We start from the raw sequence: 15,648 nt of genomic DNA, 5'->3' as shown, positions 1-15,648 counted from the left end.
GGAGGTGATACCTATTTATAAAGTAATCTTAATTAATGGTACAGAAGAAACTATTGTGCATTTTCCTGCACCAGATAAAAATACTCCCAAGTTTACAAAACTAGATTTGAATAGAAGAAAGTCCGTAGCTGAAAAATTAACCTTTACTGTTCCTAAGTTTAATCCAGGTTTTGATAAGATCTATGACTTAGTTACATTAATCAAAGTTATAGGTATCAGAAATAACGAGATTAGATTTGAAGGCAGAGTTTTAAGCTCTCCGAACAAAATGGATAACACAGGCAAATTTTATAAAGAGGTTACTTGTGAAGGAGAACTTGCTTATTTAAATGATACTAGAACCAGGTCGTGGGATTTAAGCGGGCTTTCTATTATTCAAGGGCTACAATTACTTATAGACTATCATAACAGCCATACCACCAGTGATAAACAGTTTACTTTAGGTACTGTAGATGTTACTGGTGTTTTGGCTATTGCAACAAATTTTGAGAATACACTTAATTTTATAATTGACCAGTTTGTAAATAAGTTTTATGGGGTCTTAAGTGTTCGCAAAGAAAATGGGATTAGATATTTAGACTATACGGGACTAGTGGGTCAGCAAAGCTCTACGACTATTCATTTAGGTTATAACATGAAGGATATGACACTTGAAAATGATGTAACCAATATAGCAAGTAGAGTTATTCCAGTAGGCAAAGATAACCTTACTATAGAAACAGTGAATAATGGTAAGGACTATTTAGAAGATGCTGCCACAGTAGCACAAGTTGGAATAGTCGAGCAGATAGCCGACCTAAAGGATATTGCAGATGTAAACGCACTTAAAGCTGCAGGCCAAGAATATTTAGACAACGCTAAGAAAGCTAAAATCAAATTACAGATTACAGCCTTAAATCTAAGTGTATTAAACCTTAATATAGATGATTTTGTTATAGGTAATGACTACAAAGTTATTAATGAAGTCATGAATGTTAATGATTGGTTTACAGTTATTGAAACGGATGAGGATTTGTTACAACCTTGGAATTCCACGCTTACTATAGATAATAAATTTGAAACCTTAACAGATAGACAAATCAATATGCAACGTGCGGCTAATGCTCTTGATGCAGTTCTAACAGCACAGGGAAAACTTAATACTTTCTTCCTGCAGGGAATAATAGATACGCTTAAAAACAAGTTACTTGCCAGCGGAGCTTATCAGAATGCAACTGTAATGGAAGATAAGGGATATTTATTAGAAAATACAAATGCGGATAGTCCTGATTATGGAGCTATGTATTTGGGTCCAGGTATTTTTGCCATAGCTGCAGATAAGATAGGTAATGCTTGGAACTGGAGAACCTTTGGAACTGGAAAAGGATTTGTTGCAGACTTAATAGTTGCTGGGCTTTTAGTTGGTGGAAAGGTTACTTTTAATTTAGACCAGGGAACTCTTCTTATTGGAAATTCCACTACAGACTATAATCTTTACTTTGATGGTACTGACTTAAAGTTAGTTGGAAGAGATTATAGTTTTGATGGTCAAACATTTACTCTCGGTAAAGCTGGAGATACAGCGCAGCATACTAAGGATTATTCATTATATACACATTCAGACGGTACCTCAACCAAAATTTCAGCTGATGGGTTAGAACACATAAACGGTGCCACAAAGAAAAAATATCATTATTTAACTTATAAGGGTTCTGCCACCATACCCAATAGTACACATACCATAATAACTCTACCGGATGAATATAGAAATAAAGAATTTAGTATTAATATATCCATTAAAAGTGATACGGCCTCAGGATATATTTTAATGAAACAATATATTTCAACATCAGAAAACTATGCAAATGGAACTTTTGATGTATATGTAACAATTCTTACAGGAAGTGTAAACGCGGATGGTATTACGTGGACTTTTTATCAAGACGGTAACATTGATATTGATTATATAGCTATTGCTTAATTTAGGAGGTAAATTGAAATGGCAACATTAGACGAAATGAATACTAAAATGACAGTATTCTATTACAAAAGTAATGGAGATATATATTCTTTATGTACTGGAATCCAAGAATTAAATGTTTTCTTTGGCAGTCACTCTACGGATCTAGCCTTAATTTTAGATTCTGTGGTGTTGGATAAGGATATGAACGTTATGAATAGTCCTAAAGATTTTAAGGTCAATACTGCAAGTAAAACCTTGGAGGTATTAGCAAGTGCAATAAATACAAGTTATCCAATAGCATCTACTTAGGTAGGTGTTTTTTTAATACTCAAAAATTCAAGGAGGTGCAATGTGAAAAGACAATTATTAGGTGACAATCCATTATTTAATGGCATAGTAGCAGGGATAGGAGGTGTATTTACGTATATTCTTGGTGGGTGGGATACTCCGCTGACAGTGTTATTTTGGTTCATGGGACTAGATTATATAACTGGGCTGGCAGGAGCTATATGGCAACACAAGGTAAATAGTAAGATAAGCTATAAAGGGATTGCTAAGAAACTGTCAATTCTTATAATAGTTACAATAGCAGTTTTATTAGACAGATTAATAAATAATGATGTATGGGTGTTCCGTACCTTCGTTTGTTATTTTTATATAGCGAACGAGGGTATTTCTATTTTAGAGAATATAGGCAAAACAGGAGTGCCATTACCACAGAAACTTATTAATGTTTTGGAACAATTAAAAAATAAGGGAGGGAAATAGCATGAATGGAATAGATCTTTCAGATTATCAGAGTATCGTTGATTTTAAAGCGCTTAGAAGTGATGGCAATGAAATTGCCTATATAAAAAGTACAGAAGGCAAAACATGGAAAGCCAGCAATTTTAGAACCTATTATGAGCAGGCAATAGCAGCAGGACTAAAAATAGGTTTCTATCATTTTCTTAGAAATAATTCTATGGAAGATGAAGTTAACAATATACTAAGTGTAATTGGCAGCTTGCCATTCCATTGTAAACTAGCAATTGACTGTGAGGTTACCTTAGGTCAATCAAAGCAGCAGATAACAAATAATATAAGACAGTTCTATGACCTTATGAAATCTAAAGGTATAGAATGTGTACTTTATACCTATGTAAGCTTTTTAAGAGATAATATAGATTATTCACAGCTTCAAGATATTCCTGTATGGATAGCTAACTACAGCTCTAATGATCCACAAGTACAAAATGAAGTAGGGTGGCAGTATACAGAACACGGAAGATCAGCTGGAATTTTAAGTGAATGTGATAAGAATATCTTTAAAGATGGAATATTGTTAGGATCAGCAAGCAATAACGTTATTTTAACAGCTGCAAAAATAAATTTGGAGGTAGATACTATGGGGGCAATTAAACAAGGTGAAAATAGTAATAGAGTAAGATTACTACAAGCTATACTAAATGTATTGTTGGGTATAAATCTTAAAATTGATGGTGATTTTGGAACACTTACTGGTGATGCAGTACAAAGGTATCAAGAGATTATGCATATAGCTGCAGATAGAGAAGTTGGAACACAAACCGCAAATACTTTGTATTCAGATATAGAAAATAACTGGTTCAAGATTCACTAAGGCAGCCTTGATTATAGGTTGTCTTTTTTAATATAAAAATAAATTAAAAGGATGGTAATGTAAAATGAATAACACACAGGCTATAATTGAAGGTTCAAAAATAGCAATACAAGGAGTTGCGGTTGCTGGAATACTAGCAATATTAAAAATTGTTCTTGATGGTTTAATGGACATTGGAATTCAGTATATTAAAGCTGAAAAAGATAAATTAATTCAGCAAATGGGTACTGATAAATACAATGCGAAAAGGCAATTAGCAGTAGATATATATAATAGAGTAGAACAGGAGTTTAAAGGCAAAATTGGTGTATCAGAAGATAAATTAAAAACTTTTGATAAATATATAGCTGAAAAGATTCCTGGTATTAGCCAAGAAGATATTCAGCATTTTAGGGAATCAATTACTGGAGATGTGAATTCAAAACTATTAGAGAGTGGTATTATCAAGCCTGCAGATGTTCAAAAATCAGCAGCATTACAGCAGGCACAAGCTCAAAGTGCTCAATTAATTCAGGAGAATGCAGCTCTCAAACAAAGACTTGTTGATATTCAGAACTCTGCTACTGTTCAACAAGCTCAATAATTTTAAGCCTAGGGAATTAATCCCTAGGCTTTATTTTTTTACATAAAAATATGTTCTATTTTCATTTATCGACGTAATTGGAATTAATACAGGCATATAAAAATAAATTAAAATCAAATTTTTATATTTAATTTATTTTTATGTGTATTTAATTTATTCTTATTGAACATAATATGAGTAGAGAAAGAGCAGCTGGAACTGCTCAATCAACTACTTTAATTTAAGAAAATATTCAATTAGTAATATCCCAACTTTTATTACTAAAATAAAAAAGTTAAAATTCATCATGTAGTCCTCCTTTCTCGGTGTTAGAGGATTAATTGCGTTTTTAGTATTTGTTGATATAAAGATTTTTATCCTTATATCAATTAGGAAACTTAAGGAATCAGTATTTACTGTTTCCTTATTTTCTTATATAAAAGATGGATCATAAAGGCACATCTTAAAAAAATAAAGAAGATGCAGCTTAAAGTGTAGTTGAGATTATTGACATATATTAGAGTTTTATTGAACCGTAAATAATTTTGGTTATTCTCCAGTAAAAGGGAGGATTTTTTTATTTTTTGTAGAATTATTGTATAAAAATATGAAGGAAGGATTATTATGGATTTAGATAAAATTTTAGATTATTTAAAACAACATTGGATGTATATTATTTTATTTATCTGTGTTTTGCCTGTAATAGTATATATATTGGTGATAATACCATTCCCTTATTCGGGAGGCATTGGGAGGGACGCATGGGTTGGTTTTTTTGGTAGTTATTTTGGAGCTATTTTAGGGGGTGTTTTTTCGGTTGCTGGTGTATTTTTGACACTTGACTATTACAAAAATAAAGACAGTGAAGAAAAGGAAAAAGATGATAATAAAAAGTTAGAAGAAAGAAAATTTACAAAAAATTCTAGGATTTTAAAAGTCAAGCCATATTTAAGGATTATAAATAAGACAGTTGAAAATATTACTGAATATCAAAATATTAATATCACAGTTGATAATGAAAATTATGTAAAAAATGCAAATATTAATAATAATAGTTTAAAAACTAAAAATATTACTTTTATTTTAAAAAATGATGGCATAGGGATTGCATTAAATATAATTTGTAGGGCAGAAAATAAAAAAATAACAAAAAATGATAATTACGGAGTATCGCTTTCAGTCAGAGAAAAATGCATTGTGCACCTTGATGTATTATCCAATGTTAGTGCTGAAGATGATATAAACTTTATTTTTAATTTTTATGATATATTTGAAAATGAATATGAACAAAAAATTAAAATTAAAATTAAAAATGCAGATAATTTTGGCTATAGTTTTTCTATAAAAAATATAGAGGCTCCATCATTAATTAATGAAAAAGAATAATACAAATAGCATAAAGGAGTAGCTTATATAGTTACTCCTTCCACCATTTTTTAGAATGATTCTTTTTATTTGGTATATATTTGATTAATTCATCTAGTCTACAGTCTAATACCTCACATATCTTATCCAAATGCTCTAAATTCACTCTTTCAGATAATTCGTGGTATATTTCATTTATAGTTGCTGGTCTTATTCCAGTTTTACGAGCAAGGTCTGCTTGTGTCCATCTACGTTCTCCTAATAACTTAGATAAGTATATTCTGATCATAACGTTACCTCCTATCACTAGATTAGATTGTAACGTTATTGGTTATAATTAGTATCAATTCAGTAAGAAAATTACTATATACGTAATTTTATATACTGTCATAAATTACACATTTTATAAAACTGTTCCCAAATTTCATATTTAATATTATCCAATTAAAGTTATTATTCAAACATGCGAAATATGTATAAGAAATGAATGCATTGTTAATATGCTTTCAACTAAATCTTAGATTAAAATAACAGCCTTTAGAGTATTTTCCAAAATGAGGGTGTCGAATATAGAATTTTAAAAAATTTGCAGAACATAAATAAAAGTTGTACAATAATATTACACATACGAGAACAGATGTTCGGGAAGTGTTCGCAAATATAGATATAATAAGGGTTGCATAAGAAAAATAAATTTTAATAATAAAAAACTTATAAGAAAAAATATTTGATAATATTGGGGGAATCTTAGTGAAAGAAATAGAAAAATTAAAAATAGAAAATGAAAAGCTTAGATTACATAATAAAAAATTAATGAATGCAAACGAGTATTTAACAAAACAATCAGTAAAGGTTAAAAATAAATGTGAAGAAATATTAAAGGCATTTAATATCAATTATATATAGAAGAATAATTTTGACGTCAAAAATTCGTCAAAATTATTCTTCTAAACTATTCAAATAATTGTTAGTTGTAAAAATTATAAAACCCTTATAAATGGCTATTTTAAATACATTTGCTCAAATTTATTCAAATCGATTCAAATGTTAAAATACTTGTACCTAATGTTTTAGGCTACAGAAAAAAAGCGGAGAAATCTAATATTCAAACCAGTGCAAAAACTATAATGAGTGCTATAGAGGCTTATAATTCAGACAAAGGTCCCAGTGATGCTCAAATAGGAGATAATTCAACAAATTATTCAGGGAAAATTACTTACGCTGATGGAATTGATAAATTAGTTGCTGAAGAGGTGTTGGATAGTAATAAGATTCCAGATTGCCTCAATAAAACTAATGAAGCTATGTCTATGGAAAGCTTAAATAAAGTAGCATCAGGAGAATTTTCTATAGATAAATTAGATGGAAAAGCATCACTCATTACAATTAATGGCCTTGAAACTAGTGAACCTTAGAGTAATTAGGTTATTGAATAATTATATAATCAGCAATTTTCATTAAGTAAAACGATTATAAAATAAATACTTGAACAATGCATAAAAATCTCTTACTATAATATGGTAGGAGATTTTTTATTAAAGATACTTGAAGATAAGGAAGATCAAAATTATGAATATTTTAATAGGAATATACATTATTATTTTAGGATTACTCCTTGGAAGTTTTTTTAACGTATGTATTTATAGGATACCAAGAGGAGAATCCATAGCTTTTCCACCATCCCATTGTACAAGCTGCAATAATAAAATTAAGGGCTATGATCTTATACCTGTAATAAGCTATATTTTTCTTAAGGGGAAATGCAGATATTGCGGCGAAAAGATATCTTTAAGATATCCCTCTGTAGAAATAGTAACTGCTGCTCTATTTTATTTTGTATATGAAAGGTATGGATTAACTTTTTTTACTATTAAATTTATTATCCTAGTTTCACTACTTATTGTAATTGGAATGATCGATTTTGATACTACAGATGTATATTTTAGTACTACCATAACAGGTATTGTATTTGGAGTAGGCTTTATTATAGTAGGGTATTTTTTTAATTTAAATGTTATGGAGTTTGTGTTAGGTGGTATAGCAGCTGGTGGTTTTATAGCCCTAATTATTCTGTTAACAAAGGGCATGGGCTGGGGAGACGCAGAGATATGTCTTATGTGTGGATTGTTTTTGGGACTTAAACTTTCCATAGTAATGCTTTTTTTGTCCTTTATTATTGGAGGAGCAGTTGGAATAGCCTTAATTTTGTTGAAAATAAAGAACAGGAAAGATTACATTCCCTTTGGTCCTTTTATAGCCATATCTAGCCTGTTAACTTTGTTTTTTGGACAATATATTATAAATTATTATATATCTATGTTTTAATGTGTAAGTTAGTGGTAGAATATCTAGGATAGGGGTAGTTAAAAAGTCAGATATGAATGTAATTTTAAGATTTATCCGATGATTATCCACTCTCTACTCCCATCTTCTTCAAAGTGGGAGTAGAGAGTGACTACGTCCCTGGATAACGACTTCTAAGTATGAGTTGGAATAAAAACTCCACCTGATGCCAAGAATTCTGTTTATAAGAGGATTTGGTGTAAGTATAATTTATGTATTATTGTAATTAAAAGTTTTATTGTGTGCAGCTTTAAATGGAGATACTATTATAGCAATTAGTAATACATAAAAATCTTAGAATACTATATAGAATATAAAAAATTGAAAGGAAGGTGAAAAATCCTGATTAAGCTTGGTAAGCAGATACATTATGTTTACTGCTGCATTATTCAGTCCATAATGTAATAATGTTGATTAGATAAGTCTATTTAATATTATATTAAGTCAGGATGATATGTTTAGTCCTATAAAGAATACAAAGGTTTATGAACAGGTTATTATACAGATAAAGGATATGATAGCCAAAGGAATACTTAGAAAAGGTGATAAGCTTCCCTCCGAGAGAGAGCTTGTAGATAAATTAGGGGTAAGTAGAACCTCTATAAGAGAAGCACTTAGGGCATTGGAAATTATAGGTTTAGTTGAAAGCAGACAGGGTGAGGGTAATTTTATAAGGGATAATTTTGAAAACAGTCTCTTTGAACCTCTATCAGTAATGTTTATGCTGCAAAAAAGCAGTACTCTGGAGATACATCAGGTAAGAGTTATGATTGAAACGGAAACGGCTTCTCTTGCAGCAAAAAATATAAAGGATAAAGATATAGAGGTACTGCAGGGATTTATAGATAAACTTAAGAACTCAAAGGATGAATTGGAGAGGAGTATTTCTGATAAAAATTTTCACTATAAAATAGCTGAATGTTCTGGAAATTTTTTGATAAATAATATATTGAGATCTGTTTCTTCTTTAATGGATGCTTTTATAGTCAACGCAAGAATGGTTATAGTGAATGAGTCTAAGGCCAGAGAGCTTTTAGTAGAGCAGCATGAAGATATATTACAGGCATTAATTGATAGAGATTCAGAGGCAGCAGTTAAAGCTATGAGAAAGCATCTTGACTGTATAAAAGAACATTTAATATTGATGGATAATATTTATTCTTAATTCTATGTATGTAGCTTGCAATTAAATTGTATATTTAAGCAATAATTATAGATAATCAACTTGATATATAAATTTGTGCCTTAAGATATAAAATTAAAAGGCATTGTAGTTAAAAAAATGTTTGATTATGAAATTAGAGATTTATAATAAAATATATATTTTACTAATGAAGATAATTTATTACAATATGTAGATAAAAATGAAAAATTTTTCTAATATAAAAAACTTTGTTAAATAAATAACTATTATGGAATTGTGAAAAAGTATGTGCTATTATATAAATATGGAAGAACAAAGTTGTTCTTCCGAAAAATTATTGATAATGGTAATACCATCTTACCAATAAAATATGTGTTGGAGGTAATATTAATGGACATTTTAGTTTGCATTAAACAAGTTCCAGGTACATCAAAGGTAGAGGTTGACCCAGTAACTGGAGTGCTAAAAAGAGATGGAATAGATACGAAGATGAATCCTTATGATTTATATGCTTTAGAGTCCGCTCTTAATATTAAAGAAAAAAAAGGTGGAGAGGTTAAAGTAATAAGCATGGGACCACCTCAAGCTATGGATGTAATAAGAGAAGCCTATATGATGGGAGCAGATGAAGGAGCACTAATTTCAGATAGAAAATTTGCAGGAGCAGATGTTTTAGCTACTGCTTACACTATATCTCAAGGTGTAAGAAAGATGGCACCTTATGACCTTATATTATGTGGAAAACAGACTACTGATGGAGATACAGCACAGGTTGGACCTGAAATGGCTGAATATTTAGGTATACCTCACATAGCAAATGTAATCGATATAATAGAAATTAAGGAGCATTCAATAGTAGTTACTATGGACATGCCGAACACTATTGAAAAGGTAGAAGTACAGTATCCTTGTTTACTTACGGTTGAAAAGGATATCAATCAACCTAGACTTCCTTCATATAAGAAAAAACTTGAAACTAAAGATAGAGAGATAAAAATAATAAGCCTCAAAAATTTTGAGGATCAAAATGAAAATAGATATGGATTAAATGGCTCACCAACTCAGGTAGAAAGAATTTTTCCACCAGTACATGATATTAAGAGAGAAAAATTTCAGGGCACTGGAGAAGAAGTTGGTAAACAAATTGCTGATAAACTTAAAGAATTAAAATTCGTATAAGGCATGTGAAAATAAATAGTAAGTCAAAGATGCGACGAATATTTTGAATCATACAAGGAAGCAGGTTCCGAGGATAGTGGGCTATCTGAGGGTTTTGCTGAGGTCGTAGGATTCAAAATAGGCTAGTATACTGACTAGTTATTTATTTGAATATGCCTAAATAGAAAACGTTTCAATTTAATTCTTTAGATAGAGTTAAAATATAGTTTTTATATTAATTAGTGTGTTTCAATTTTCTATGCATAATTATAATTTGCATGGAACTCATGGAAGGAGATTATTATGGGAAAGTTATTTGTACATGAAGAAAAATTAACACCGGAAATTGTAAGGGATTTAATTAAAATATGTCCCTTTGGAGCAATAGAAGAAAAGAACGGAAAAATTGAAATGAATGCAGGCTGTAAAATGTGTAAGCTTTGCATTAGAAAGGGCCCTAAGGGAGTTGTAGAATTTATAGAAGATAAGGTTGAAAGCATAGACAAAAGCCTATGGAGAGGCGTAGCAGTTTATGTGGATCACGTAGAGGGAAACATACATCCTGTAACCTTTGAATTAATTGGAAAAGCTAAGGAGCTAGCTGAGAAGATAAATCATCCCGTATATGCTGTATTTATAGGACATAACATTTTAAATAAGGCAGAAGAACTGCTGCATTATGGAGTAGATGAGGTATTTGTTTACGATTATGAAGAACTTGAAGATTTTAGAATAGAACCTTATACAGCAGCAGCAGAGGATTTTATAAATAAAGTAAAACCTTCAACTATACTGGTTGGAGCTACAACTGTTGGAAGATCTTTGGCACCAAGAATAGCAGCAAGGTTTAAAACTGGACTTACAGCAGACTGTACAATTCTTGAGATGAAAGAAAATACTGATTTAGTACAGATAAGACCTGCCTTTGGTGGAAATATAATGGCTCAAATAATTAATCCTAATCATAGACCTCAGATGGCCACAGTAAGATATAAGGTCATGAATGCTCCAGAAAGAAGCGAAGAGAAGACTGGTAAAATAACCGCCTGTAATATAGATAGAGAAAAATTCAACTCAGGAATTAGAGTATTAGAGGTAAAAAAGAAAGAGGTTGAGGATAATATATCTGATGCTGATACTATAATTGCAATAGGAAGAGGCATAAAATCAGAGAAAGATATTGAAAAGATAAATGAATTGGCAGAACTGCTTGAAGCTAGGGTAGCCTTTACAAGACCATTAATAGAAGCAGGTTGGGGAGATGCAAGAAGGCAAATAGGTTTAAGTGGAAGAACTGTTAAACCAAAGCTTATTATAACATTTGGAATATCTGGTGCAGTACAATTTACTGCTGGTATGGATGGATCGGAATATGTTTTTGCAGTTAATGAAGATCCTAATGCACCAATATTTAATGTTGCCAATTATGGTATAGTAGGAGATTTGTATGAAATTCTTCCAGAACTGATTAAGGACGTAAAGAGCTATAAGGAGGCGCTATAATATGTCTTATAAAGTTATTGATTCAAAAGATGTAGAATATTTAAAATCTATTGTAGGTGAAAATAGAACCTTTACAAAGGAAGAGATAAGTGAAGACTTTAGTCATGATGAATTAGGTGGAGTAAGTAATATGCCAGACCTACTTTTGAATGTACTTACTACAGAAGAGGTTTCAAAAATAATGGAGTATGCCTATAAAAATGATATCCCAGTGGTAGCTAGGGGGTCTGGTACAGGGCTTGTAGGATCCTCAGTACCTTTAGAGGGTGGAATAATGATAAACCTTACAGGTATGAATAAAATACTTGAATTAGATGAGGAGAATCTTACCCTTACTGTGGAACCAGGAGTTCTCTTGATGGAGATAAGTAAATTTGTAGAGGAGAATGATTTATTTTATCCACCAGATCCAGGAGAAAAATCTGCTACAATTGGTGGAAACATAAGCACAAATGCAGGGGGGATGAGAGCTGTTAAATACGGCGTCACAAGGGATTATGTAAGAGGTCTAGAAGTAGTCCTACCCAGTGGCAAAGTGCTTGAACTTGGTGGTAAAGTAGTTAAAAATAGTTCAGGATATAGTTTAAAGGATTTATTGGTAGGCTCAGAGGGAACTTTAGGTATAATAACAAAGGCAGTACTTAGACTATTACCATTACCTAAAAAAGCCATAAGCTTACTTGTACCTTTCCCAGACTTAAATAAGGCCATAGGAACAGTACCTAAAATAATAAAGTCTAAGGCAATACCTACAGCCATAGAATTTATGCAAAGAGAAGTAATATTATCAGCAGAAAAATTCCTTGGCAAAAAATTTCCTGACAATTCTTCAGATGCATATTTGCTTTTAACCTTTGATGGAAATAGTAAGGAAGAAATAGAAGAAGCTTATGATAAAGTGGCAAAGATATGTATTGAAGAGGGAGCCTTTGATGTATTTATAGTTGATACAGATGAAAGAAAAGAAGCTGTATGGTCAGCTAGAGGAGCTTTTCTAGAGGCAGTTAAGGCATCTACTACAGAAATGGATGAATGTGATGTAGTAGTTCCAAGAAATAAAGTTGCAGAATTTATTAACTATACAGATGAACTTCAAAATGAATTTAATGTAAGAATAAGAAGCTTTGGCCATGCTGGAGATGGAAATCTACATGTTTATATACTTAGAGATGATTTATCAAAGGATTTATGGAAAAATAAACTTCTTAAAGTTTTTGATGCTATGTATAACAAGGCAATTGAACTTAAAGGCTTGGTATCTGGAGAGCATGGAATTGGATATGCTAAGAGAAAATATATATTCAAGCAATATGGTGAGGAATATATGTCTGTAATGAGAGGAATAAAGACAGCTTTTGATCCAGAAAATATTTTAAATCCAGGGAAGGTATGTGAATAAAGTACATTAATTAATGTACCGCTTATAAAGCTTTGTACAATGAAAAACAGTTTAGGACTAATTCATATTAGCACTAAACTGTTTTTTATTAAATCTTTAAGCTAAAGCAGCCTTTAATTTCTCTATACCTACTTTGATTCTCTCTATGGACTCAGCTTTTCCTATTATATCAGCTATTTCAAAGGCTCCGCCAGGAGTGAATTTCTTACCAGAAAGAGCAGTTCTTAGTGGCCATAAAACTATTCCATTTTTAACTTCCATATCCTTAGCAAGCTGCATCATGGAATCATGGATGCTATTAACATCCCATTGTCCTAAGGCTTCAAGTATAGGAAGAGATTTAGTAAGACTTACCAATGAATTTTCTGTATTAGTCTTCATTTTTTTATGAGTATAAATTTCTATATCATAGTCAGGAAGTTCATTAAAGAAATCTACCATCTCTGGTATTTCATTCATAACTTCTACTCTTGTATGTAAAAGCTCACTTATTTTTATAAGGTCTAAAGTAGCTTTAGTTATAGTATCTTTATAATAAGGTAGTGCAAGAGTGTGGAATTCTTCTGGTGACATTCGTCTTATATATTCACCATTCATCCATCTAAGTTTTACAGGATCAAATATTGCTGGTGATTTATTGATGGTCTTATAATCAAAAATCTTTACTAATTCTTCAAGATTGAATATTTCATTTTCACCTTCAGGATTCCAACCGAGAAGTGTTATATAGTTTACAATAGCATCCTTTAAATAACCTTTATTAACTAAATCTTCAAAAGAAGCGTCTCCATTTCTTTTACTAAGTTTACTATGAATATCCTTCATTATAGGAGGGCAGTGAACGTAAACAGGAACATCCCATCCAAAGGCCTCATAGAGTCTGTTATATTTAGGAGCAGAAGAAAGATATTCATTTCCTCTTACTACATGAGTTATTCCCATAAGATGATCATCTACAACATTTGCAAAATTATATGTAGGATATCCGTCAGATTTAATAAGAATCATATCATCCAGTTCAGAATTATCCACAGAAATTTTTCCGTATATAACGTCATCAAAGGTAGTAGTTCCTGTAGTAGGATTATTTTGTCTTATAACATAGGGAATGCCTTGAGATAATTTTTCCTGTACTTCTTCTTTTGAAAGATGCATACAGTGCTTATCATATTTAAAAGGTCTTTTTAAAGCTTCTGAGTTCACCTTTAATATATCTAATCTTTCTTTTGAGCAGAAACAGTAATAAGCCTCACCTTTTTCAACTAGTTTTTTAGCATAATCTAAATATAAGCCTCTTCTTTCACTTTGTACATAAGGACCTACAGGACCGCCTATATCAGGGCCTTCATCATGTACAAGACCGGTAAATGCCAAAGTTTTATATATAATATCTACAGCACCTTCAACAAAACGTTCTTGATCTGTATCCTCAATTCTAAGTATAAATTTACCACCTTCATGCTTTGCAATCAAATAAGTATATAGTGCGGTTCTAAGATTACCAATATGCATATACCCTGTTGGGCTTGGTGCAAATCTGGTTCTAACTTCTTTTGCAGCCATTTTACTCACTCCTATGAAATTTAAATTTATTCCTAACATAAACAGAATTCTTAGCATCAGGTGGAGTTTTTATTCCATATAATGCTTAGAAGTCGTTATCTAGGGACGTAGCCACTCTTTATTCTCACTTTGAAGAAAAGGTGAGTATTAGAGTAGGTAGTCATCGGATAAAATTAAAGCCTCTCATCCTCAAAGAACGAAAGGCATTACTAGATATACTTATAATAATATAATAGAAAAATAGTGTCAATACCTTTAAAACTTTAAGTATGAATTTCCGTCCAGTGGTACTAGTATTCTCAGTGGTGGATTGCCGCCTAAAAGGCCTACTGCATATATGCTGTAAAATCTATTTTCTCTAAGTCTTATATTAGGCGCATCTAATAGAACCTTATTTGTGTTAGCATCTCTTAATTGGAAATGATAAATTCCAGGAATAAGAGATGCATAATCTGTTACACCTTTGAAGGCTACATTTCTGAAAAGAACTGTTCCATTTGCAAGGGTTAAATTCAAATTCGGTGAATTAGGTGACAGGTTACCAAATCTAAGAAAAAGCTTACCTGGAATTACAGGACCTTTTGGTTCCGCAGAAGGCAATAGGCTTATATTTGGAAGTATGCCTACTATAGCTGTAGTAGAAATAGAGCTTGGTGGAATAGTAACATTTTTACTAAGTAGTAAATTATGAGTGTTACCTGCTGGATACACCTTAACAGTATAGTTACCAGGTTTAACGGATAAATATTCTGTAAACTCTTCATAAGAAAGATTTTCAACTAGTTTAGTATCATTTAGATAGATGTCCACAGCTGGGGAATTAGGGCTAGCATGCAGTGCTCTTACATAGGAAACAGGGACTGTATGCCTAAAATAATTTTCATAAGGATTAAAAGCCATATAAATTCACCTTTCACATATTTTTACACCTTAATATTATATGCGAGAATTTTTTTTATGATAATCAAATTCCTTGAAGATAATTTGCTTTTACAAGGTTAATAGTATTAGGCGTCTGAAAATAAATAGTAAGTCAAAGATGCGACGT

At 31.3% G+C, this 15,648-nt stretch carries 16 protein-coding genes; 13 read left to right on the top strand and 3 right to left on the bottom strand.

The features are described from left to right. Positions 1-4 precede the first annotated feature (4 nt). The 6 genes from CLOPA_RS15870 (at position 5) to CLOPA_RS15845 (ending at position 5,511) form a co-directional block, all read left to right on the top strand. Positions 5-1,960: a phage tail protein gene (locus CLOPA_RS15870; RefSeq protein WP_015616443.1), complete on the top strand. Its 1,956-nt coding sequence runs from the start codon at positions 5-7 to the stop codon at positions 1,958-1,960. An 18-nt stretch (positions 1,961-1,978) separates the two neighbouring features. Continuing rightward, complete coding sequence (locus tag CLOPA_RS15865) at positions 1,979-2,251, top strand: hypothetical protein (protein WP_015616442.1); 273 nt, start codon at positions 1,979-1,981, stop codon at positions 2,249-2,251. Between the two features lie 42 nt (positions 2,252-2,293). Then, entirely contained in the window at positions 2,294-2,710 is a 417-nt protein-coding gene (locus CLOPA_RS15860) for a phage holin family protein (RefSeq protein ID WP_015616441.1), read from the top strand. Position 2,711: 1 nt separating this feature from the next. Continuing rightward, complete coding sequence (locus CLOPA_RS15855) at positions 2,712-3,563, top strand: GH25 family lysozyme (RefSeq protein WP_015616440.1); 852 nt, start codon at positions 2,712-2,714, stop codon at positions 3,561-3,563. A gap of 64 nt (positions 3,564-3,627) precedes the next feature. Next, a complete protein-coding gene (locus tag CLOPA_RS15850; protein ID WP_015616439.1) occupies positions 3,628-4,146 on the top strand; it encodes a hypothetical protein in 519 nt (172 codons plus the stop codon). Positions 4,147-4,749: 603 nt separating this feature from the next. After that, positions 4,750-5,511: a hypothetical protein gene (locus CLOPA_RS15845; protein WP_015616438.1), complete on the top strand. Its 762-nt coding sequence runs from the start codon at positions 4,750-4,752 to the stop codon at positions 5,509-5,511. 31 nt (positions 5,512-5,542) lie between these two features. Here CLOPA_RS15845 and CLOPA_RS15840 read toward each other — a convergent pair whose 3' ends face one another. After that, positions 5,543-5,779 carry a helix-turn-helix domain-containing protein gene (locus CLOPA_RS15840; RefSeq protein WP_015616437.1) on the bottom strand — a complete coding sequence of 79 codons (237 nt, stop codon included), beginning with the start codon at positions 5,777-5,779 and terminating at the stop codon, positions 5,543-5,545. A gap of 461 nt (positions 5,780-6,240) precedes the next feature. On the opposite strand from CLOPA_RS15840, the gene CLOPA_RS25210 reads away from it, so the two are divergent. The 7 genes from CLOPA_RS25210 to CLOPA_RS15810 all read left to right on the top strand — a co-directional run bounded on the left by CLOPA_RS25210 (position 6,241) and on the right by CLOPA_RS15810 (position 13,037). Next, a complete protein-coding gene (locus CLOPA_RS25210; protein ID WP_015616436.1) occupies positions 6,241-6,396 on the top strand; it encodes a hypothetical protein in 156 nt (51 codons plus the stop codon). Between the two features lie 110 nt (positions 6,397-6,506). Next, positions 6,507-6,905, top strand: coding sequence for a hypothetical protein (locus tag CLOPA_RS15835; protein WP_015616435.1), 399 nt, complete (start codon positions 6,507-6,509; stop codon positions 6,903-6,905). 154 nt (positions 6,906-7,059) lie between these two features. Beyond that, the gene (locus CLOPA_RS15830) at positions 7,060-7,815 is read left to right on the top strand and encodes a prepilin peptidase (RefSeq protein ID WP_015616434.1); all 756 of its coding nucleotides are present in this window, start codon (positions 7,060-7,062) and stop codon (positions 7,813-7,815) included. Positions 7,816-8,287: 472 nt separating this feature from the next. Continuing rightward, entirely contained in the window at positions 8,288-8,998 is a 711-nt protein-coding gene (locus tag CLOPA_RS15825; protein ID WP_015616433.1) for a FadR/GntR family transcriptional regulator, read from the top strand. Between the two features lie 369 nt (positions 8,999-9,367). Beyond that, positions 9,368-10,156 (top strand): electron transfer flavoprotein subunit beta/FixA family protein, encoded by a 789-nt coding sequence (locus CLOPA_RS15820; protein ID WP_015616432.1) that lies wholly within the window; start codon positions 9,368-9,370, stop codon positions 10,154-10,156. A gap of 282 nt (positions 10,157-10,438) precedes the next feature. Next, positions 10,439-11,638 carry an electron transfer flavoprotein subunit alpha gene (locus CLOPA_RS15815; protein WP_015616431.1) on the top strand — a complete coding sequence of 400 codons (1,200 nt, stop codon included), beginning with the start codon at positions 10,439-10,441 and terminating at the stop codon, positions 11,636-11,638. Position 11,639: 1 nt separating this feature from the next. Continuing rightward, positions 11,640-13,037: an FAD-binding oxidoreductase gene (locus CLOPA_RS15810; RefSeq protein WP_015616430.1), complete on the top strand. Its 1,398-nt coding sequence runs from the start codon at positions 11,640-11,642 to the stop codon at positions 13,035-13,037. A 96-nt stretch (positions 13,038-13,133) separates the two neighbouring features. Here the strand turns inward: CLOPA_RS15810 and gltX are convergent, their stop codons facing one another. Together gltX and CLOPA_RS15800 are read right to left on the bottom strand one after the other, a co-directional pair. Then, positions 13,134-14,600, bottom strand: coding sequence for a glutamate--tRNA ligase (gene gltX / locus CLOPA_RS15805; RefSeq protein ID WP_015616429.1), 1,467 nt, complete (start codon positions 14,598-14,600; stop codon positions 13,134-13,136). Positions 14,601-14,855: 255 nt separating this feature from the next. Further along, a complete protein-coding gene (locus tag CLOPA_RS15800) occupies positions 14,856-15,500 on the bottom strand; it encodes a DUF4397 domain-containing protein (RefSeq protein ID WP_015616428.1) in 645 nt (214 codons plus the stop codon). Between the last annotated feature and the right edge of the window lie 148 nt (positions 15,501-15,648).

Origin of the sequence: Clostridium pasteurianum BC1, from assembly GCF_000389635.1 — a bacterium.
Lineage (GTDB): Bacteria > Bacillota > Clostridia > Clostridiales > Clostridiaceae > Clostridium_I > Clostridium_I pasteurianum_A.
The sequence above is the reverse complement of the archived record's forward strand: the minus strand, read 5'-3'. Positions and strand labels throughout refer to the sequence as shown.